At 44.7% G+C, this 20195-nt stretch carries 18 protein-coding genes; 12 read left to right on the plus strand and 6 right to left on the minus strand.

The window, feature by feature from the left end:
* Positions 1-4: 4 nt before the first annotated feature.
* Complete coding sequence (locus L3V27_RS07440) at positions 5-1222, minus strand: AAA family ATPase (protein ID WP_005374503.1); 1218 nt, start codon at positions 1220-1222, stop codon at positions 5-7.
* Positions 1223-2460: 1238 nt separating this feature from the next.
* Here L3V27_RS07440 and L3V27_RS07445 point away from each other — a divergent pair.
* Positions 2461-4431, plus strand: coding sequence for a replication initiator protein RctB domain-containing protein (locus L3V27_RS07445; protein WP_005392102.1), 1971 nt, complete (start codon positions 2461-2463; stop codon positions 4429-4431).
* Between the two features lie 284 nt (positions 4432-4715).
* Here L3V27_RS07445 and L3V27_RS07450 read toward each other — a convergent pair whose 3' ends face one another.
* From L3V27_RS07450 to L3V27_RS07460, 3 genes are read right to left on the minus strand one after another with little or no spacing between them, the layout of a single operon-like run.
* On the minus strand, positions 4716-5183 hold the full coding sequence (locus L3V27_RS07450) for a transcriptional regulator (RefSeq protein WP_134646286.1): 468 nt from the start codon (positions 5181-5183) through the stop codon (positions 4716-4718).
* Complete coding sequence (locus L3V27_RS07455; protein ID WP_237311477.1) at positions 5183-6115, minus strand: ATP-binding cassette domain-containing protein; 933 nt, start codon at positions 6113-6115, stop codon at positions 5183-5185. Before L3V27_RS07455 ends, L3V27_RS07450 begins: the two co-directional genes overlap by 1 nt.
* Before the next feature lie 2 nt (positions 6116-6117).
* On the minus strand, positions 6118-6966 hold the full coding sequence (locus L3V27_RS07460) for an ABC transporter ATP-binding protein (protein ID WP_237311479.1): 849 nt from the start codon (positions 6964-6966) through the stop codon (positions 6118-6120).
* A gap of 361 nt (positions 6967-7327) precedes the next feature.
* On the opposite strand from L3V27_RS07460, the gene L3V27_RS07465 reads away from it, so the two are divergent.
* Together L3V27_RS07465 and ribA are read left to right on the plus strand one after the other, a co-directional pair.
* Positions 7328-7525, plus strand: a complete 198-nt coding sequence (locus L3V27_RS07465) for a hypothetical protein (RefSeq protein ID WP_005392088.1) — start codon at positions 7328-7330, stop codon at positions 7523-7525.
* 281 nt (positions 7526-7806) lie between these two features.
* Positions 7807-8868 carry a GTP cyclohydrolase II gene (gene ribA, locus L3V27_RS07470; RefSeq protein WP_006740907.1) on the plus strand — a complete coding sequence of 354 codons (1062 nt, stop codon included), beginning with the start codon at positions 7807-7809 and terminating at the stop codon, positions 8866-8868.
* Positions 8869-8939: 71 nt separating this feature from the next.
* Here ribA and L3V27_RS07475 read toward each other — a convergent pair whose 3' ends face one another.
* Positions 8940-9695, minus strand: a complete 756-nt coding sequence (locus L3V27_RS07475) for an ABC transporter substrate-binding protein (protein ID WP_006740908.1) — start codon at positions 9693-9695, stop codon at positions 8940-8942.
* A gap of 68 nt (positions 9696-9763) precedes the next feature.
* On the opposite strand from L3V27_RS07475, the gene L3V27_RS07480 reads away from it, so the two are divergent.
* From L3V27_RS07480 to L3V27_RS07490, 3 genes are all read left to right on the plus strand, one after another.
* The gene (locus tag L3V27_RS07480; protein WP_237311480.1) at positions 9764-11659 is read left to right on the plus strand and encodes an ATP-binding protein; all 1896 of its coding nucleotides are present in this window, start codon (positions 9764-9766) and stop codon (positions 11657-11659) included.
* Positions 11660-11759: 100 nt separating this feature from the next.
* The gene (locus L3V27_RS07485) at positions 11760-11969 is read left to right on the plus strand and encodes a DUF3283 family protein (RefSeq protein ID WP_005374484.1); all 210 of its coding nucleotides are present in this window, start codon (positions 11760-11762) and stop codon (positions 11967-11969) included.
* A 135-nt stretch (positions 11970-12104) separates the two neighbouring features.
* Positions 12105-12821 (plus strand): YebC/PmpR family DNA-binding transcriptional regulator, encoded by a 717-nt coding sequence (locus tag L3V27_RS07490; protein ID WP_005392082.1) that lies wholly within the window; start codon positions 12105-12107, stop codon positions 12819-12821.
* A gap of 73 nt (positions 12822-12894) precedes the next feature.
* Here L3V27_RS07490 and rodA read toward each other — a convergent pair whose 3' ends face one another.
* Positions 12895-13977, minus strand: a complete 1083-nt coding sequence (rodA, locus tag L3V27_RS07495) for a rod shape-determining protein RodA (protein ID WP_237311482.1) — start codon at positions 13975-13977, stop codon at positions 12895-12897.
* A gap of 407 nt (positions 13978-14384) precedes the next feature.
* On the opposite strand from rodA, the gene L3V27_RS07500 reads away from it, so the two are divergent.
* The 6 genes from L3V27_RS07500 to L3V27_RS07525 are packed head-to-tail and all read left to right on the plus strand — an operon-like array spanning position 14385 to position 20192.
* The gene (locus L3V27_RS07500) at positions 14385-15053 is read left to right on the plus strand and encodes a hypothetical protein (RefSeq protein WP_017189795.1); all 669 of its coding nucleotides are present in this window, start codon (positions 14385-14387) and stop codon (positions 15051-15053) included.
* Between the two features lie 9 nt (positions 15054-15062).
* Complete coding sequence (locus tag L3V27_RS07505) at positions 15063-15761, plus strand: ABC transporter ATP-binding protein (RefSeq protein WP_154203013.1); 699 nt, start codon at positions 15063-15065, stop codon at positions 15759-15761.
* Entirely contained in the window at positions 15749-17017 is a 1269-nt protein-coding gene (locus L3V27_RS07510; RefSeq protein WP_237311483.1) for an ABC transporter permease, read from the plus strand. The genes L3V27_RS07505 and L3V27_RS07510 overlap by 13 nt, the downstream gene beginning before the upstream one ends.
* Positions 17010-17795 (plus strand): outer membrane lipoprotein-sorting protein, encoded by a 786-nt coding sequence (locus L3V27_RS07515; protein WP_042522314.1) that lies wholly within the window; start codon positions 17010-17012, stop codon positions 17793-17795. Before L3V27_RS07510 ends, L3V27_RS07515 begins: the two co-directional genes overlap by 8 nt.
* A 45-nt stretch (positions 17796-17840) precedes the next feature.
* Complete coding sequence (locus L3V27_RS07520) at positions 17841-19169, plus strand: hypothetical protein (RefSeq protein ID WP_237311485.1); 1329 nt, start codon at positions 17841-17843, stop codon at positions 19167-19169.
* Complete coding sequence (locus tag L3V27_RS07525; RefSeq protein ID WP_065645240.1) at positions 19170-20192, plus strand: sensor histidine kinase; 1023 nt, start codon at positions 19170-19172, stop codon at positions 20190-20192. It abuts the gene before it with no gap.
* Positions 20193-20195 lie beyond the last annotated feature (3 nt).

The raw sequence follows: 20195 nt of genomic DNA on the forward strand, positions 1-20195 counted from the left end.
CTTATTACCCCTGATTCAATGACGGCCAATTAGAATGCAGCACACGCTCTAATTCCAGTGCGCTTTTATGAACAGCATCTTGTGCGGTGGCTAGCGTCTTCTTACCGCCTTCAAAATCGCTTACTGTCAGATCAAATACTGTGCTGTAGGTATCGGCACAGGTTTCAAACGCACGGCTACGAGGGATAGTAGCCATCATAACTTGGTCACCTAGAAGATAGTTCATTTCAGTTAAAACAGAAACTTGCTTCTTATTGTCGTCCTCAAACATGGTTGGCATCAAGCGAACAAACTCAAGACCATTCCAGTCTTCCGGAAACATTTCATATACCGTAGGCAAATGCTGGAAGAAGTTTACTGTTGAAGCCCAGTCCAGACGCTTAGCCGCACAAGGGATTAACAACGCATTTGATGCATACATCGCATTCCATACTAGTGGGTCAACGTGTGGGCCGGTATCAATCATGATGATATCGAAGTCATCAGCAATTTTATCAATCAGTTGCTCTTTTAGCAGACGAACGATATCAAGTGATGGATCTTCAGATAGCGTTTGCCATGCTTCAGCATTAAACATTGCATCTTCTGGAAACGCTGAAATCGACTTTAAGTTCGGGTATTGCGTTGGCAGCAATACGTTTTTACGCAAAAATTCACTGTCAATTTCTACACCATCAGGCACGTTACCCAACATAATGTCTACAGCAGAATAGATATTGTCATGCTCTGCCATGCTGATTTGTGGGTTGAGGAATAAACGTAGCGAGCCTTGTGGGTCTAAGTCGATTAAACAAATACGGTAGCGTTTATCCAAATTTAGCGCTAAACATGCCGCTAAATGAACCGCGGTCATTGATTTACCAGTACCGCCCTTTTGGTTCTGCACATTAATAATCCAAGGTTTGTTACCTGAATTCTTTTTACGCTCATGAAATTTAGGCACTTCAGCCGCATCCATAAGCATATGTGCTTCTTCTAACGTAATTGAATAATGATTCGCGTTGTTTTTGGTAAATTGATGCCCAGCGGCTTCCATTTTACCAATCGCGTCATCGAGCTTACGGCGAGTTAAACCTGAACGGGTTTCCATCATCGCCTTAGACATTGGTGGGAAGTAGTTATCGCTTCGCTCTTCTAAAACAATTTCAATACGGTCAGCTTGAACCTGCTGAGTCAGCTCCGCCAACTCAAGAAGGTTTTCAATCGTTTTTTCTCTTTTCATGCCAAATTCCGTTGGAAGGATTTATGCTTGCAATTGTACAGCAGTAAAGACCAAAAACAACAAAAAGGTGCACAAACATTTTGAATAACCATCACATAAAAAAACACTCAAATCGACGCTTTTATGATTTATGGTAAAAACATAACTATTTTTAATTAAATAATCTTCGAATAAGTGGACACCTTAAACTTAAAAATAAAAGTGTTACAGCGTCACTAATTTACAATGTAAATCAATTTTCTACCGGAACGATTATATTCTTAAGCTAAATTACGGATTATGTTAGGCCAACCTAATTTAAAAAAAAATAGAAAGCAATCTTTCAACATGAACGCTAATAACAACCTTGATCATGTATCCGAGCCAAAAAGGGCTGTTCAAGTGATGCTCCTATGGAAGTATGATCAAGGTATGCTTATGATCATGCTTCCATGATAAAACACAAATACGAAAGCATGATCATGGAAAAATAGAGTAGACGAGGGTGTAAACACGCGGATTAAATAAGATCCATCAATCGGAAATATGATCAAGCTATAGAATCTCTCGGAAGCATGAGTTTTTGTCTCTAATTTACGGTTGAATGCAGTCAGAATGGGGGATGGAGAAGAAATTAGTGGATAGAGAAGCCGGAACAATGAAATTGTTCAAGTTACTATGATAAATCTTACTCTCATGATCATGCTTCCTAAGAATAGCCCGAAACTAGGTTTTACTGCGGAATAAGAGCTACTTGGATGTATTTTCATCACATGCGTAATTTATCATCAGTATTGTCTCCAGAACGATAGCTATCTCAGCTCTTGATCATCGATCCGAGTATCAATAACATCGACAATGCTCAATAAAATTCTCATTAAGATCATTATTAAACACAGCATCTGTGGATAACCTGTAAAAACATCATGATCATCGTTTCAAGACTCTTTTGATCATCTTTTCATAAACTTAATGATCATGCTTACGAGCAAATGTGATCATGCTTTCAGGCTATTGTTGATCATCGTTTCAGAATTAACATGATCATAGTTCCGACATGCATGAAAATAATCACTTTATAGAACATGCACTTAGCGGTAAAACGATAGCCAGATCATTAGATCATATAATCAATTAAGATCAGATTAATCAAAAAGATCAGTTATTTAAAAAACAATCTTTTTTCTTTATTTATGATCTGTTTTTCTTTATTCTTCGGAACCATAGCACAACTACGGCTAGTGTGATCTGGATCTAAAATGACGGCTGATGAAAAAATTCTGATTAAAGCACCTAGAAGCCATAAGGATGGCCATCTTTTTGAGGTACATGAATCCTCTGCGGATTGGGTAGAGCAGTACCAACATTTCAAAGGGGTGACCAAAAGCATCTTAGAGTTGCTTAATCTGATCTCATTGCGAGGTTTCAGCAGCAAAGATGGATTGGTTTCAACCACAGAGATTGTGGAAGCGACGGACGGACAACTCACTCGTGCAGCTCTGCAACAACGCTTACGTGCAGCAGTAAACATTGGTTTGTTTACTCAAACTCCAGTGCGGTTTGAAGAAGGACTTGCTGGTAAGACGATGTTACATAAGTTTGTTAATCCTAATCAGCTTATTTCAGTGTTGGGTGCAACAAGTCTTGTTACAGACAAAGTACGCCAAAACGAAAAGCAAAAACGTTCAAAAGCATTGGCTCAAACCCAAGTCAACAAGCGTTTGTTGAATGAACATGGGTTGAATACCCCTCCAACGATGAAAGATGAAGCCGATCAATTTGTCGTGTCTCCAACGAATTGGGCTGGGATCATTGACCAAGCACTTGCACCACCAAGAACTCGAAAAAGTTATCAGAAATCCATGGTGTCGATCTCTGGTACCAAAGCGGTTATTGAAACGCGATCATCCAAAAATATCATGACCGTGGATGATCTGATGACCTTGTTTGCTCTGTTCACATTGACCGTGCAATACCATGATCATCACAAAGATCAGTATCAACTCGACGCAGCACACGTGCCGAACAAGACGCCGTTATACATTACTGATATTTTGTCGCTTCGAGGCAAAAAAGACAGTGGTCCAGCACGTGATTCTATTCGCGACAGCATTGATCGTATTGAGTTTACCGATTTCCAGCTGCATGAACTTACTGGTCGTTGGCTAAGTGAAAACATGCCAGAAGGATTCAAAAGTGATCGTTTTCGTTTTCTTGCTCGAACCATCACTGCGTCTGAAGAAGCGCCTGTAGAGGGAAGCGATGGTGAAATTCGTATCAAGCCAAACTTGTACATTTTGGTTTGGGAGCCTTCGTTTTATGAAGAACTATTAACACGTGATTATTTCTTCTTGTTCCCACCAGAGATCTTGAAGCAGCATACTTTGGTATTCCAACTGTATTCTTTCTTCCGTAGCCGCATGGTGCGTCGTCATACTGACTGCATGCTGCTGAGTGAATTAAACCAGAAGCTGGCACGTAACATTGAATGGCGACGATTCTCGATGGATTTGATCCGAGAGCTGAAGCGTTTATCGGATGGTAAGGGAACGGATGAGCTGTTTGTCGTGAATTTGTGGGGTTATCACCTGACGATCGAAACTATGATCGAGAATGACAAAGTGATGGACTACCAGATCGATATAAAATGCGATGTAGAAGAAGTCTTACGTTATTCACGTGCGCGAACAACCAACGCAGGAAAGCGTAACATGGCGCCTACGCTGCCAAACCCACTTCGTAATGAGATGGTTACCCGACAACAGCTTGAAGAGCTCTCAGGCATCATAGACGGCGAATTTGAGCCTATCCAACGCAAAGCGCCATCTCCAAGAGGGAATTTAGGCCGCCGCGTGAAGCAAAGAAAACACCTGGTAGAGATCAATGCAGACGAGATCACCATTACTTTATCTAAATATACCTCACCAGAGGCCCTAGAACGCAGTATAACGGCTTTATCTGCGATGACAGGGCACTCGTATGCCTCAATCAAAGAAGAGTGCTCTGATTACATAGAGAAGCTTGATTGGCTAAGGGTAGGGGATGAGCCAATTCCTTATGAGACATTAAGCAAAACCGTCGAGCTGTTTAACACTCAAAATGATATCAAGCATCTTACCATTGAGCGCTTGATTGCTGGATTAGCGGTACGTCGGAAGGTGTGCCGTCAAATCTTCGATGGCCACATGGATGAAATGGTATTCCGCGCTCTGGATGAAATGGCGATTTAAAAGCGTTGCTTGATACACATCAAGCAATAGGCGTATTGATTTGAAATGTAACAATGTCTTTCGATGATAAAAAACAGACTTAACTCTAACAAATCACTGACATTAGGAGCCAAGCCTGAGACTACTATTTATCACGAATAGACAACCTTTTGTCCTTTCTGATGATTAATAGATTGGCTCATATTGTTACATTCATTCTGAATAGACTTCGCGAGTTTCTCCTCAGGAAACTCGCTTTTTTTTACCTCAAATTCCTCAAAGTAAGCCTTGATCATTTTTCCAGATTAATGAGATAAACCTTGATCATGCTTCTTGGCTTCATTCCAGTGTAAAGAACGCATCAAAGCAACATGCGACTCGATCAAGTTATGTGCTTGTTGTTGCCACTCATTTTGATCGCATTGCTGATTACAAAACTCTAGAGCTAAAACGGTAAGGTGCTGAAGTCGCTTTAAACACCAATCTTTGATCAGAATATCGGTCGATACCTGACATGCCGCTTGCTCGAGCTTTGCGCTCGTGTAAAGCAAGGTTTGATACGCTTTTTGAGGATCTTGGTACCTAGCATGTTGAAACACACGTAAACAACCGTCTAGCCAGCAAGCAATCGCTTTGCTTTGAACTTCGTTTAGTTCTGGGCCAAACACGCCGTCGGGCGCTTGATATAAGATCGTTTCCAGTTTTTCAACTTGATCATGCTTCCGATGTTCATACCACATGGCGATCTGATCTTGCCAAGTCCTCAATTCCATTACGCAGCCTCAGTCCATTGTTTTACATAGTGATTGGGTCCTATTTGATCAAATTCGTCGACAATGATGCTGCTACGACTACGAATTTCATCGGCATCTATTGAATAGTTTGGTTCACTTTTCACTAAGTTACCAAAAGGAAGGTCTGGATCGGGAACGGCTGAAATCAATAGTTTGGTGTACGGGTGCTGCGGATTCTTCAGTATTGAGTGTGTATCACCCCATTCAACGATTTGCCCTTTGTACATCACAGCTGTTTCTTCCGCGATGTAGTGTGCGGTCGCCAAATCATGAGTAATGTACAAAAAGCCGATTCCTAGCTCATGCTTCATGCGCTGCATTAGATTCAGTACCCCGAGGCGAATGGAGACATCCAGCATCGATGTTGGCTCATCCGCAAGAATGATTTGCGAACCGACGGCGAGAGCACGTGCTAAGTTTACTCGCTGACGTTGTCCACCACTAAGCTCGTGAGGAAACTTATTTAATGTCTCTTCAGGTAGTTCCACCAAATTTAAAAGCGCTTCCAAACGGGCAGGAATGTCACGTTCGCTTTTGATTTGCTTATGAATCTTTAAAGGGCGTGTGAGATGATGGCGAATGGTATGAGTTGGATTGAGTGAGCCAAACGGATCTTGAAACACCATTTGTACTTTACTGCGATACTCTTGGAGCGCTGAGTGTGACGTAATCTCATTGATATTAGTGCCATTGAAAAGGATCTCGCCTTCTGTTGCCGGATAGACTTTAGTGATCAAGCGAGCACACGTACTTTTACCGCAGCCTGATTCTCCAACCAAAGCCAGCGTTTTTCCTGCATACAGATCAAAGCTCACGCCTTGGAGCGCACGGAAGGTTTCCTCTTTCGCTAAACCACCGCCTACTCTGAACTCTTTAATCACGTTTTTCATTTGGATGATAGGCTGATTCATGATTACGCTCCTGGTTGCTCTGGTTGTTTGTGGACATCGTGGATGTTTGGGAAAGAAGCCCATAGCTTTTGTGTGTAGGGATGTTGAGGATTATTGCGAATTTCGAATGCCTGATTGACTTCGACGATTTCTCCATGCCGCATGATGGCAATGCGATCACACAATTGGCTCATCAGCGCCAAGTCGTGCGTAATAAAGAGTACTGAGAAGCCAAATTCATCTCTAAGCTGATAGATTTGTTGTAAAATCTCTCTTTGTACCACCACATCTAAAGCGGTTGTGGGCTCATCCATAATGATCAGCTTAGGGTTCAAAGACAAAGCAATAGCAATCACCAAGCGCTGACGCATTCCACCTGAAAATTGGTGAGGGTATTCCGTTAACCGTTCTCGTGGAATATTGACCAAGTCCAATAGTTTTTCTGCTCGATCTTTCGCTTGAGCGTTGGTGAGTCCTTGGTGATGACGCAATACATCTGCGAATTGCTCTTGGATCGTTAAGACAGGGTTGAGTGAGTTCATCGCGCTTTGAAACACCATGGCGATTTCACTCCACCTCAGAGCGGTTAGCTCAGAATCTGAGAGGCTAAGAATGTCTTTGCCATCAAACAATATTTTACCGCCAGAAATGAACGCTGGCGGCTTATGGAGACGATTGATCGAGAATGCGATCGTGCTTTTGCCACATCCCGATTCACCAGCAAGTCCAAATACTTCTCCTTTGCCGATATCGAAGCTGACGGATTTTACCGCATTAAAATCACCATTATCGGTGATGTAATCGACGCATAAATCTCGGATCTGGATGACCGGATTATTGTGGTATGCATGATTTAAGTTAATACCATCCATATAAACACCTTACTAATGTAAAAGATAATTATTATCATTATCAGGTGTGATGGTTTTTAGAAAGTGGCAAGCGGTGAATCAGTGAAGTGACTCGAAAGTTAGGCGAAATAAAAAGTGGTATCCGGCGTTGTTAATGAAGTCAAGGAAGACGAGAATTGAGAGCTGGATCAGCACACTTTTCTTAGGGGGAATTATTCAAATCTAATCGTAAATTTGCCCCTTGGCAAAACTTAAATGATGGATCTATTAAGGAGTTAACGAAAGGGCGGGAGGGGTCACATTTCCCTACAGTTTTTCTTACCACCTCGTTCCTGTTTTGCTATAGATTACGCATCGAAAACATGGTGTGTTCGGAGGAAATATGTCCATTAATTCTATCGACCATGACGAGATGACCAACATCGCTCACAAATGGGAATTACCTGATGAAGAAGCCGTTGTGAAGCCTGAGAAAACAGTGAAATCAGCAGAAGCCAGAAGACGCATTGAAGCGCTACGTGAAATCCGTGAAAGTGGATTGACCATTGAAGAAGCAAGGGAGCTTGGCTTGATACACTGATTGCTCTAGTTTGGTATAGCAATCCATAGGGTAGTCGTCGGGCTGCCCTTTTTATTTTTCGCTCCATTTTAGCCATTGCGTCTTACCACAACATCTCACATCTCTTTATTTTTCTTATCCAAACGTTCTAATTCACCTCTCTTTCACCTAAAAAGTTCTAGATCCAAACTCATTTTCATCTGTGTAGAAGTTTGACAATCTTACCTAGCGTTACTAAAAGATATATCAATAGCGATATGCTTTTTGTTGATTATCGCGACCACAAAGCAAGGAGCGCGAGTATGGTTGACCAAATCCTTTTTTATGAGCCCGATGAGCCCCACGGTTTTCTTTCCAATTTTTGCCATGCCCCAGTCAATATATCCTCCCAAACTTGGCCCACCAGCGAACATTATTATCAAGCCCAAAAGTTCCTCGATGCGCAGTTACAAAGCAAAATTCAACACGCGAGCACTCCAGATGAAGCGTTCGCCTTAAGTCGAAAATACGAACATTTTGTCAGAAGTGACTGGGAGGATATGAAGTTGGCCGTTATGGCTTTCATCGTTAGAGAAAAGTTTCTGCAAAATCCACCTTTAGCGCAGCAGTTAATGAGAACGGGTAACGCTTGTCTCACAGAGCATTCTCACAAAGATGCCTTTTGGGGGGATGGGGGAGACGGTAAAGGAGAAAATCATTTAGGAGAAATTCTGATGAACGTTCGGGCTGAGCTGAGACATGTCGAGCCCTACAATCTCGTGAAGTTCATCGATAAAGCCAAATTGCCTACCCAATGGGGCACATTTATGATGTATGGCTTCGTTGAAACTGCCACGAACAAAGAGCATCTTGCCCTCGTGTATGGAGAGCCTGCAAACAGCGCTGCACCGCTTATTCGGTTGCATTCGGAGTGTCTTACTGGCGATGCCTTGTTTAGTACGCGTTGCGACTGTGGTTTTCAGCTCAATAGGGCGCTACAAAATATTGTCGAAGAGGGATGTGGTGTACTGCTTTATTTGCGTCAAGAAGGACGTGGTATTGGCTTGATTAATAAAATTCGAGCTTATCACCTTCAGGACGATGGCGCCGATACTGTAGAAGCCAATGAACGTTTGGGCTTTGCTGCTGATATGCGTGATTACGCATTCTGTAAAGGGATGTTAGAGCATTTGGGCATTGATGCGGTGCGACTAATGACGAACAACCCACGTAAGCTGGCTGCGTTAAAAGCGGTTGATATCAACGTCATTGAGCGTGTGCCCTTGCAAGAAGGTAATAATCCAAGCAATCAACACTACTTGCAAACTAAGGCGAGTAAATTAGGGCACATGTTTGATCCTAAGTTTGTCAATCACACCAAGTAAAGCATCATCTATGTCTCAATAGATGAAAACGCCAACGATAGAATCGTTGGCGTTTTCATTCGTTAGGTCATTTATTGATACCTTTGAATGATCTCATCAATTTCACCCGATGTTTTTAACTCAGCCAAACGTGTATTGATGTAGTCCTGAGTTTCTGGCTGCATTTGGGGCGAAAAGGCCAAATAGATCGAGTAGTCAGGGATAACTGAGTCGAAAGATTGGATCTGAAAATCTTCTAGCGACAAATTGAGGCGTTTTAAGTTGTACATAACGCGTGATTCCATTTCGACGAAGGCTGTATCTCCTGGTGTTCGGGTTATCACTCGATATGCGGCATCATAATCTTTAACGCGTATTTCATTCACACTACCATCCTCAAAGAATGGGATTAAATTCGGATAGTCAAAACCGAGTAGTAATACGATAGAGCGGCCATGCATAGTGTCCATATTCTTGAACTCTAACGGTTTCTCACTACTCGATACCAATACATGTTTTACAGTGTAAATGGGCTCTTCAGACAAGTTTTCTGATTGCACCTTGCCCCAGTTTGGGCTGCCGTAAGTTAGCCAGTTTGGTTCGCCACCTTCTTCTAATATGGAGATCATTCGTTTAAACGGATAAGTATGATAATTCACCTGATAATCCGATTCAGCGAAAATGGCACTGACGATGTCAGTCACAATCCCGGAATGCATTTGCCCCTGTTGTTCTATTTGAAATGGCCTTGCTTGGTCGGCGATAACGTAATAGTTCACTTCAGCGGCAGTAGCATAAGTTCCTATCGCAATAAAACTAAAAGCCAATCTAAGTAAAAGTCTTTTCATCGTATCCTCGATTATTATTTGCGCGTGGCTATATTTAGAGTAGCGCAAGTTTATCGGAGCGATTTCATATGGATGAAAAAGAGCGATCTCAACGTCGATTTAGTATCGGCAACCAACTTATGTTGGCGGTGTTAACGTTGAGTTTAATCTTTACTGTCATCATTTCCGCTGTGAGTTTATATCGAGTTTTTAATGAAGATTTAGCCCATTTGCACGTCGAGCTAAAGCAGGTCGAATCCAGTTACTTATCGAGCTTTTCTGCCAGCTTATGGGTGGAGGATAGGGAGCTGTTACTCACTCAAGCAGAGGGCGCAATGCGCATGCCCTCTGTGGATTATTTACGTATCGCTAATGAAGATGAAGTTATCGTCGAACTGGGCACCGCTCTTTCTGAGGATGTCGTAGAAAGAAGTTGGCCGATGCAATATCGTGTTGGTGATAAAACCTATGATCTGGCGACATTGACTGTTCAGGCGGATCTGAGCTCGATTTATGAAGATCTTTGGCAACAATTTTTTTTCTTGCTCACGACAGAAGCGATCAAGATCCTATTGCTCATAATTGGCGTGCTTTGGGTCGCCTTCCGCCTCTTGGTCAATCCTCTCCAACTGCTTTCTGGCGCCGTGAGCGATTTTAGTGGCGGGAAGGTTCCAAGCAAAGTTACGCTCCCAAAGCGTTGGTGTTTTGACGAAGTGAGTGTGTTGGCGGAGAAATACAACCGAAGCGTTGAGAAAGTCCGTGAACATCAGACTGAGCTTGAAGAAGAAAGAGATAGAGCGGAAGTCGCCAACCGCAAAAAAAGTGAATTTCTTGCAACCATGAGCCATGAAATTCGAACACCGATGAATGGCATTATTGGTGTCGCTTCATTACTGGGTGACACCAAACTCGATCCTCAGCAAAAAGAGTTTGTAGAGATCATCGATAGTTCTTCTCACTCTTTAATGACGATCATCGACGATATTCTCGACTTTTCTAAAGTCGAAGCAGGTAAAGTCGAATTAGAAAATGTAAGCTATGATCTGCGCCGTATTTTGGATGATGTGATCAGCTTACATACCGTCAAAGCCAAGCAGAAGAATCTGCAATTGCTTAGCGATATTGATCCTCACTTGCCAGCGGAAGTGCAAGGTGATGCTGCACGCTTAAAACAGGTATTGAACAATTTGTTGAGCAACGCGATCAAATTTACTGATCGTGGTCATGTGAAGCTTCTTGTTGAGTTAACACGTCAAGAGCATGATGTCGCCATGATTCGATTTCGCGTCGTTGATTCTGGCATTGGTATTGCGAAAGAGAACCAACAAGCGATCTTCGAACGTTTCCAACAAGCCGATGGCAGTACAACCAGAAAGTACGGTGGTACCGGCCTTGGTTTGGCGATTGGTGCTCAGTTGGTGAACTTAATGGGAGGAGAAATCCAACTGACAAGTGAGTTGGGGCTTGGTAGTTGTTTTGAGTTTTCGATTCCAGTTGTAGTAAAAGCACGGTCTACCTACACGGAACGACCTAATGTTTTGACGTTTCCAAAAGTTGAAGATAATGAAACCAGCCTCCAGCATGACAATCAACCTTGGGTATTGATTGTTGAAGATACCATCGTAAACCAGAAAGTCGTCCGTATTATGTTGGAAAAGCTCGGCGTTCGAGTGAGCGTCGCAAATCATGGTGAAGAAGCGCTTCAGCTATGTGAGAAGCAAGCTTTTGACTTGGTGTTTATGGATTGCCAAATGCCAGTGATGGATGGCTTCATTACTACTGAGCGTATTCGACAAATGGGAGAGTGGGGGAAACACGTTCCCATTATTGCGTTGAGTGCCAATGTTATTAAAGAAGATCAACAACATTGCTTTGACGTCGGTATGAATGAGTTTGTCGCCAAACCTGTGACCAAAGATCGGTTGCATCAAATATTCGAGCAGTTTTTACCAAAAGCGCTGAAAATCAGTGCGGGTCCCAAATAGTTAACTTGAAATTGATCAAGTTAAGTGCGTTTCTATTCTGCAATTGTAACTCTGTATGCTATAGTGCGCGGCTAGTATTTAAAGTACCTTGAGGCTGTAAATGTCGTTCAATCTATCCCTATTGCCGCCTGATGAAAAAAACAAAATCGAACTGGATAAACAAGCGTCGTTTTTGGTTTGGAAGCTCAGAGAGGCCAAATCTGGTCCTGAAGCAATAGAAGAACAGTTGTCCAAGATTAACGATGCTGATGAAAAAGCGTTTTTTCAGCAATCGGTCGAAAAGTACAAACGAGTAATGGGTGTCGCTTAACGCGAATCGTGACAACGGTATAAAACTATGTGGCGAATGAGGTAACCTCCCCATTCCTTTGCTAAGCGAAATTGAAAAGGTTTCGCTTTTTGCTAAAATCCTTCGCATTAAATTTGAATTTAGAGAGACATCCCGATGGGAAGAAGTTTTGAAGTGCGCAAAGCCTCTATGGCGAAAACTGCAGGCGCGAAAATTAAAGTTTATTCCAAATACGGTAAAGAAATTTACATGTGCGCGAAAAACGGCGGTAGTGACCCAGACATGAACTTGTCTCTTCGCCACCTGATCGCGAAAGCGAAAAAAGATCAGGTACCAGCGCACGTTATCGACAAAGCACTAGACAAAGCGAGTGGCGGCGGTGGTGAAGATTACCAACCAGCGCGCTACGAAGGCTTCGGCCCTGGCGGTACTAGTGTTATCGTTGACTGTCTGACCGATAACGGCAACCGTACTTTCCAAGATGTACGCCAATGCTTTGTTAAAGTGGGTGCGAAAATTGGTGTTGAGGGCTCAGTTTCTCACATGTTCGATCACCAAGCGGTATTCCAGTTCAAAGGCGACGATGATGAAATCATCCTAGAAACGCTAATGATGGAAGATGTAGACGTAACTGACGTTGAGCTAGAAGACGGTGTGATCACTGTATTCGCTCCTCATACAGAGTTCTTCAAGACGAAGACAGCACTAAATGGTGCGTTCCCAGATCTAACGATCGATGTGGAAGAAATCACTTTCGTTCCTCAAACTCACACTCCAGTAGCGGGTGAAGATGCTGAGAAGTTCCAGAAATTCCTAGATCTTCTAGATGACTGTGACGACGTTCAGCAGGTTTACCACAACGCAGAGCTATAATTTTTTAGCTTCCACCGTTGTAAAAAGGCTTCCCGAGGGAAGCCTTTTTTGATCGCACTCTTTGCTAGCAGCATTATACGTTGCGATATTTGGAATAACACAGTGACATGATCACACCAAAGCAGATGCCTTGCGTCAGCATGGCCGTGCCGCCGTAACTAAAGAACGGCAAAGGGCTTCCCATTACTGGCAACAAGCCGCTCACCATGCCTGTATTGATAAAAGCATACAGGAAAAAGCTCATCGCTAATGCACCACTCACAAGCCGACTAAAAAAGTGGTCAGACTGACATGCAAGCAACATGACGCGCGCGGTAATAAACAAGTACAGTGCGAGCAAGACTAAACTACCAACAAAACCCCACTCCTCGGCATAAGTCGAAAAAATAAAGTCCGTATGACTTTCTGGAATAAAGCCAAGTGTTCCTTGCGTAGCATTCATCCAACCTTTGCCTTTCATTCCGCCAGAGCCTATCGCAATCAAAGATTGGATGATTTGGTAGCCCGAACCTAACGGATCCGACTCCGGGTGCAAGAACTGAGTAACGCGGCTTTTTTGATACGTTTCCATGACGAAGAACCACAAAATTGGCGCCAACGTTAATATACTCGCGACAAAGCCACCGATTATTTTCCAGCTCATGCCAGCTAAAAATAAAACGAATAAGGCGTACATGACGGTAAAAACTGCACCGTCTAAATCCGGTTGTAGCGCGATTAACCCAGCAGGAATCATTGTGATGAGTAAGCAGAATGCGATTTTCCTACTATCTGGTCTGCCACCTTCAATATGTAGCATCCACGCGATCATGATTGGAATCGAGAGTTTGATTAGCTCCGAGGGTTGAAAGCGAAAAAAGCCAATATCGAGCCAACGTTGAGAGCCATTAGTACTATCGCCAAACAAAGCGACAGCAAGTAGCAGCGCAACCGCAATAATGTAGAGATATGGAGCTGAGCGTTGATAGCTAGCGGCGGGAATCGATGACATGACCAATATACAAACCAAGGTCAGTCCGCAGCGTGCTAAATGCTTGAAGAGCATGGCCTCATTAAAGCCACTGGCACTCCAAAGTGTTAGTGTACTCAATAGCATGATCGGAATGATCGCCATCAGCAGTGGCAAATCGACCCTGGGGAAAAAACGCTTATTCATTTTCTACGACCTAATAACGCACCCAGTTCGAGCGCGAAAACAACCAGAACTCAAGAGTTCGAACTATTCCGATGCTAAGAATCCTATTTGGAAATAACAGACACCATGCAAAGGTGTGTATGAGAGGAGCGTCGATGTCGTCTGTTATGGGTAAGCTGCTTGGAAAGCTGTGGAATGGATAAATACACTAGATGCAGGTTTTAAGCCAGTATTTTTATTCCTATTGTGGTGAAAGACAGATGCTTACAAACAAGCAGGGATATATGCTCTCTTTAAGAAGGGAATGTCATTCATCGCAGCAAACAACCGTTCATTCTAAATAACTGCCATTGGTCGCATGCAAAAGCAGCGTGCGATCTTCTCCCTTAATCTGAAACCATCAAATCACGTTCAACTAAGGACAGAACATGATGGTTTCTCAATCTCGCTCAATCAAAGCTCTTAAACTGGCAAGTACGTTTATCGCCGCATTTGCACTCAGCAGCAATTTGGCTCTGGCTAATCCAAGCGAGCGCACACTCAGTCAATTCAACCAAGCAGCGCAGGGTGACTCTGGCTTAGTTGATACCGTTTACGGCGAATTATCCAAACAACTCGAAGAGCAGGGCGCAACGCCGGTGACGTTGGTTTACTTGGGCAGTGCTGAGACATTGCAAGGCCGTGAGGCGTTTATGCCTTGGAACAAGATGAAGTTCACCGAGCGCGGTCTTGCGACAATCCAAAAAGGTTTGGATTTAATGGCGAATCAGCCAGTACCACTGCAAGAGCAACAACGCTTACAAGGCTTGCCGGAATACCAATTAGCCACCGCCATGGCAGCCACCACCTTTACTTCTCTACCTGACATGTTCAATCACTTTGAGCGTGGCTACGAGCTGTACCTTTCTCTGCTCGATGAACCGAGTTTTAGCCAGCAACCTTTCGCCGCAACGTCTTGGATTTATCGCTACGCCATTGAAGCTGCATTGCGCGCTGAAGATGTTCAACAAGCCAAAACATGGTTAGCGCAAATGGAGCAATTGGGTGACAGCAATCTAGAAACGCAAACCGCGAAAGCGCTGTTAGCGAAATATTAGGGAGGCGTCATGATCGTTTTTAATCAACTTAGCCGCGACTACGCCCTTGGCAGCCAAACGGTGCGTGCATTGCGAGAGGTTTCTGGTGAAGTATTTGCCGGCGAAATGGTGGCATTGTGCGGGCCGTCTGGCTCAGGCAAGAGCACCTTACTTAACGTACTTGGCATGCTGGATACTCAATACCAAGGTCAGGTGACGTTTGCAGGCAGCCCATACCCAACTGGGCAAATGCAGGCTGCGAAAATGCGCCGTGAAAAGCTTGGCTTTGTGTTCCAAAAATTCAACCTTGTACCTGTGATGACAGCGTTAGAGAACGTGGCTTATCCGCTGCATCTCAACGGCTTTTCAAAAGCAGAACAAACCGAGCTCGCTACACAAATGCTAGAACACGTTGGCTTGGGCGAGTTTATTCATCACATGCCCGATAACCTATCAGGCGGTCAGCAACAACGCGTGGCAATTGCGCGCGCCTTAGTGCACAAACCGGCGTTGGTGATTGCTGATGAGCCAACCGCAAGTCTTGATAGCCAAACTGCCAACAAGGTCATCGACATTATGAAAGGGCTCGGACACGAGCTTGGTACCACTTTTATCGTCGCCACTCACGACCCTCGTATGGCATCTCGCTGCGATCGAACCATTGAATTGGTGGATGGCAAGATCACCCAAACGCACGCAAGTGTGGAGGAGGTTTCATGGGCAAGCTAATTCCAGTTTCCGTTCGCCTTGCTTGGTTGAACCTGCAACGCAATCGCCGCCGCAGTTTGTTGTCGATTCTGATCATTGCCATTGCCGTGTTTGCCTTAACCAGTGCGGGTGGTTTTGGTCTGTACACCTACGACAGTTTGAAAGAGTCAACAGCACGTGACACGGGGCATCTGACGTTAACCACGCCAGGTTACTTCGCTAAAGAAGAAGAGATGCCACTGAGTAACGGGTTAACTCATGCGGACTACATCACCAAGCAATTGATTGGCTTGAATGAAGTGCGAGGTGTGCAGCCTCGAGTTGAGTTCAGCGGTTTGATTTCCAACGGCAACAAGTCCTCGATCTTTATCGGCATTGGCGTTAACGAGCGCGAATTCGATATGAAAGGACCGTTTTTGGATGTGCGCGAAGGGCAGACGCTGTCCAACATTCATGCATCGCGTTATGACCCAGCAGAGCCAGAAGTGATGCTCGGCGTTGATTTAGCGAACAACCTAAGCGTGCACGTTGGCGATTGGATTACCTTGCTGGCGACCACAACCGACGGTGCTTTGAACGCATATGACTTCAAAGTTCGTGGCATCTATTCAACCGGCGTGCCTGAGCTTGATAAACGCCAGCTGTACGTACACATCAACAGCGCGCAATCGTTGCTAGGTTCAGACAAAGTCAGTGCACTATCTGTCTTCCTGTTTGATACCAGTTTAACGAGCCAAGTCGAGCAACAAGTGGCTTCGGTTCTGATTAAACAAAAGCAGAACTTTGGTGATCAAGATATTGAAATTACGCCTTGGCAAGAACGCGCGTTCTTCTATCTCAAAGTGAAAGATTTGTACGACCGTATTTTCGGCATCATGGGGGCAGTGATGGCGCTGGTGGTCTTTGTTGCGCTGTTCAACACCATGACCATGTCGGTCACCGAGCGTACCCGTGAAATTGGCACCTTGTCAGCACTTGGTAGCTACCCTCGCGAAATCATTGCTGGGTTCTTGCGCGAAGCAGGGTTACTTGCGGTGATTGGCAGCTTAATCGGCGCTTTGTTTACTGCGTTAGTTACCGTCTTACTGATGGTCGTGGATGTGCAAATGCCGCCACCGCCAGGGCGTACAGAAGGTTACCCATTAACGATTTACTTCTCTTGGGAGCTGGTGGCTGTCGCAGGATTCGCAGTATTGATGATTTGTTTGATTGCGGCGTTTTTCTCGGCACGCAAAGGGGTGAACAAGCCAATTACGGAGGCACTGATTTATGTTTAATTTCAAATCACTATTACCAATTGCATTGCTGACGGTAACTTGCTTTGCAAGCATCAATGCCAGTGCGAATGAAACAGCGCTAGATGCACAGCAAGTTGCGCAATTGATTGAAAAAGCCGACAGCTACCGCTTGCAAGATGATTCCTCCAAAGTGGTGTCACTGGTGCGCTTATATCAAGACCAAGAATTAGATAAAACCCGCCTTTACCACGTGTACACGCGTCCAAATCGTGAATCGTTGGTGGTGTTCAAATCGGCAGTCGAAGCTGGACAAAAGATGCTGATGATGGGCGATAACTACTGGCTGCAAATGCCAAAGAGCCGCCGTCCGATTCGCATTACGCCAATGCAGAAGCTGCTTGGTGAAGCGTCTATCGGCGACATCTCAACCCTGACGTGGAGCCAAGATTATCAAGGTGAATGGAAAGCGACAGAAACCGTTTCGGTGAACGGAGAGAGTGTTGCGGCTTATCACCTTGCCTTAACCGCGAAAACCAAAGGGGCAAGCTATCAGAAGATCGATTTGTGGTTGTCTGAGCAAGATGCGTTTCCAATTAAAGCTGATCTCTACTTGCGCTCTGGCAAACTCGCCAAGCAAGCGCAATACGGACGTGCAAGCGACAACGGTGAAGACTACGTCAGTGAGATGACCTTGCTTGATAGCATTCAGCCGAGCAAAAAGACCGTTATCGAGTATCAAGAAATCGTGCCTTGGCAACTGGATAACAAGTTCTACAACCCAAGCTATTTGCCGAAAGCCAACACGACTCAGCTTTAGCCTGAGCTTTGTAAAGAGAACCATGAAAACGAGCAAGGAAGTCACATGAAATCGCACCAGCCTAACCTTAACAAAAGCACCAGTTTGTTGATTGCTGCCTCATTGTGTGTGGGCGCGTCAGCCCCTGCTTTTGCCAATGATGAACTGAGTTTTGAGTGGGATTGGGCTGTCAGTTACGAAACTGCAAAGCAGCGTGACAGCGGATTTATGCAGGCGCAGGGCAGTTCTCGTGATTCACTTAATGCACACTTGGATGTGCAGGTGAACTATCAAAACTTCAGTGGCTTGTTTGCTCTGTACAGCCAAGGTTTGTACCTCAATCAACAAGGAGAGAGTGATTGGTGGAGTGAAGCTGATAACCAATTGCTGATTCGAGAGCTGGCTTGGCTAGGGGAGTGGCAAGTCGGCGATACCACTCTTGATGTGAGCTTAGGTAAGTTGCGCGTGGATTGGGGCGTAGGTTATGGCTACCGACCTTTGGATCTGTTTAAGCCGTATCGACAAAACCCTGTTGGCTTAGTGGCAGAAGAGGGCGCGGGTGTGTTTTCACTTTCACACTACGATATGGCCGGCGAATGGACCGTCATTGCGACCGATTCAAGCTGGGGGCAACAAGACCAAAGTGCACTTGATCAAGCCGCAGAGCAGCAAGGTGTTGGTATTCGTCGTTATGCGCTGGTGGGTGACACCGAGTATCAACTTATTGGTTATTACGATGATGTGCGCCGAGGTTTACTTGGAGCCAGTGTAATTGCGGTGTGGGATGAATCCATCGCAATGCACGGTTCCATGCTGTGGCAAAAGCAAAGTGTCGGCTATCAGTTTCAGCAGGATGATCTTTACCGACCCATTTCGGTTGAGGAGCAGGGCAGCGCATTCCAAGCCTTAGCTGGGGTGAACTGGGCAAACCAAGCCGGACACAACGTGATTGCTGAATATTGGTACGACAGCCGAGCATGGTCGAAAAGCGAATGGCAACAAGCAATAGAGCGTGGCGAATTACTTTCTCAGATCCCTGATCCTAATGTATCTCTACTTGCGACAAGCTATGCCCAAGGGTTTCAGCATGCCAATATCGTTCAGCATAACGTAATGCTGCACTGGAGTTGGGATGTGGAAGCGTGGGCTGCATGGAACGGCAAAGCGGATATCGGCTGGCTAAGTGATGTAACCCCTACGTTGGATGTGATGTTGTCGCCGCAAGATGGCGGTGTGATTGTCACGCAGTGGCTTAACTACCAATGGATTGATACCGGCGATCAAAGTGTAGAAGTGGAAGTTGCCGCACGCTTTTTAACCGGAGACGACCAATCTGCTTACGCACAAATCAATGATAAGCATATGATTGTATTTAATATCAAAGGGAAATTCTAAATGTATTCAGCTAAGTTAATGGTAGAAAGTGGATGGCTACGCAGTGTGGTTGTCACGACTTTATTCTGTTTGTTTATCTCGGTAATGACATTGTCTGTTTGGGGGGGTCCTTACTATGTGCATGTATTGGTGAGCTTTGGTTTTGGTTACTCCGCCTTGTTCTTCTCTTGGTTAGTCGACAAGTTGTTTCCTAGCATCCCTCGTAGACTAGAAATTGCTTTGTCACTGACCGCCTGTTTGTTGTTTGGCGTCATTAATGCGCAGTTTTGGCTCGGTGAATACTTCGGCATTTCGGGCATGCTGCCAGTGTTGCTGATGGGCTTGTTATTCAGCGGCATGTGTTACTTTTATTTCCACTCACGAGAGAAAGAAGCGATTGCTCAGCGTGAATTAGAGAGTATCAAGCGTGAAAAGGCAGAGCAGGAACGTGCACTGTTGCTAAGTCAGCTTAAGCAGATGCAAAGCCAGATTGAACCGCATTTCCTATTTAATACCTTGGCAAATATCAGCGCGTTGATGTCCCAGGACGTTGATAAGGCCAAGCAGATGTTGGATCAACTTACCGCACTATTACGTGCGACGCTAAAAAGCTCACGTGAAGAGCACACCACGATTGAGAATGAAATTGCCTTAATTGAAGCCTACTTGAGTATTCAGAAGATACGTCTGGATGGACGTCTAAGCTACAAAATTGAAGTAGAAGACGGTTTAGGAACAACAGAACTGCCACCGATGATGTTGCAACCTTTGGTGGAGAATGCCATTGTTCACGGTATTGAGCCAAAGCGAGAAGGCGGCGAAGTCAGTTTACTCATCAAGCGCGAACAACAGAACTTGCAGATTGAAGTTAGAGACACAGGTGTTGGCTTGAATCATGTTAGTGGGCACATGGGCTCCGGCGTGGGTTTGAGTAATCTCAAGCAGCGAGTTGAAGCTTTGTTCGCAGGGCAAGGAGAGGTTGTTATCAGTGAGTCTGCTCAGGGTGGCGTTTGTGTTCGCTTGAGCTGGCCAATGGAATCGTAAGCA

Origin of the sequence: Vibrio sp. J2-3(2022), from assembly GCF_021725735.1 — a bacterium.
GTDB lineage: Bacteria > Pseudomonadota > Gammaproteobacteria > Enterobacterales > Vibrionaceae > Vibrio > Vibrio diabolicus.

What these genes read in the sequence shown, in the direction of transcription:
- L3V27_RS07490 (WP_005392082.1), top strand. Translation starts at nt 12,105, where the DNA reads ATGGGAAGAAGTTTTGAAGTGCGCAAAGCCTCTATGGCGAAAACTGCA.
- L3V27_RS07480 (WP_237311480.1), top strand. Translation starts at nt 9,764, where the DNA reads ATGGATGAAAAAGAGCGATCTCAACGTCGATTTAGTATCGGCAACCAA.
- L3V27_RS07465 (WP_005392088.1), top strand. Translation starts at nt 7,328, where the DNA reads ATGTCCATTAATTCTATCGACCATGACGAGATGACCAACATCGCTCAC.
- L3V27_RS07515 (WP_042522314.1), top strand. Translation starts at nt 17,010, where the DNA reads ATGTTTAATTTCAAATCACTATTACCAATTGCATTGCTGACGGTAACT.
- L3V27_RS07445 (WP_005392102.1), top strand. Translation starts at nt 2,461, where the DNA reads ATGACGGCTGATGAAAAAATTCTGATTAAAGCACCTAGAAGCCATAAG.
- L3V27_RS07520 (WP_237311485.1), top strand. Translation starts at nt 17,841, where the DNA reads ATGAAATCGCACCAGCCTAACCTTAACAAAAGCACCAGTTTGTTGATT.
- L3V27_RS07525 (WP_065645240.1), top strand. Translation starts at nt 19,170, where the DNA reads ATGTATTCAGCTAAGTTAATGGTAGAAAGTGGATGGCTACGCAGTGTG.
- L3V27_RS07485 (WP_005374484.1), top strand. Translation starts at nt 11,760, where the DNA reads ATGTCGTTCAATCTATCCCTATTGCCGCCTGATGAAAAAAACAAAATC.
- L3V27_RS07510 (WP_237311483.1), top strand. Translation starts at nt 15,749, where the DNA reads ATGGGCAAGCTAATTCCAGTTTCCGTTCGCCTTGCTTGGTTGAACCTG.
- L3V27_RS07460 (WP_237311479.1), bottom strand. Translation starts at nt 6,966, where the DNA reads ATGGATGGTATTAACTTAAATCATGCATACCACAATAATCCGGTCATC.
- L3V27_RS07475 (WP_006740908.1), bottom strand. Translation starts at nt 9,695, where the DNA reads ATGAAAAGACTTTTACTTAGATTGGCTTTTAGTTTTATTGCGATAGGA.
- L3V27_RS07500 (WP_017189795.1), top strand. Translation starts at nt 14,385, where the DNA reads ATGATGGTTTCTCAATCTCGCTCAATCAAAGCTCTTAAACTGGCAAGT.
- L3V27_RS07505 (WP_154203013.1), top strand. Translation starts at nt 15,063, where the DNA reads ATGATCGTTTTTAATCAACTTAGCCGCGACTACGCCCTTGGCAGCCAA.
- rodA (WP_237311482.1), bottom strand. Translation starts at nt 13,977, where the DNA reads ATGAATAAGCGTTTTTTCCCCAGGGTCGATTTGCCACTGCTGATGGCG.
- ribA (WP_006740907.1), top strand. Translation starts at nt 7,807, where the DNA reads ATGGTTGACCAAATCCTTTTTTATGAGCCCGATGAGCCCCACGGTTTT.
- L3V27_RS07440 (WP_005374503.1), bottom strand. Translation starts at nt 1,222, where the DNA reads ATGAAAAGAGAAAAAACGATTGAAAACCTTCTTGAGTTGGCGGAGCTG.
- L3V27_RS07450 (WP_134646286.1), bottom strand. Translation starts at nt 5,183, where the DNA reads ATGGAATTGAGGACTTGGCAAGATCAGATCGCCATGTGGTATGAACAT.
- L3V27_RS07455 (WP_237311477.1), bottom strand. Translation starts at nt 6,115, where the DNA reads ATGAATCAGCCTATCATCCAAATGAAAAACGTGATTAAAGAGTTCAGA.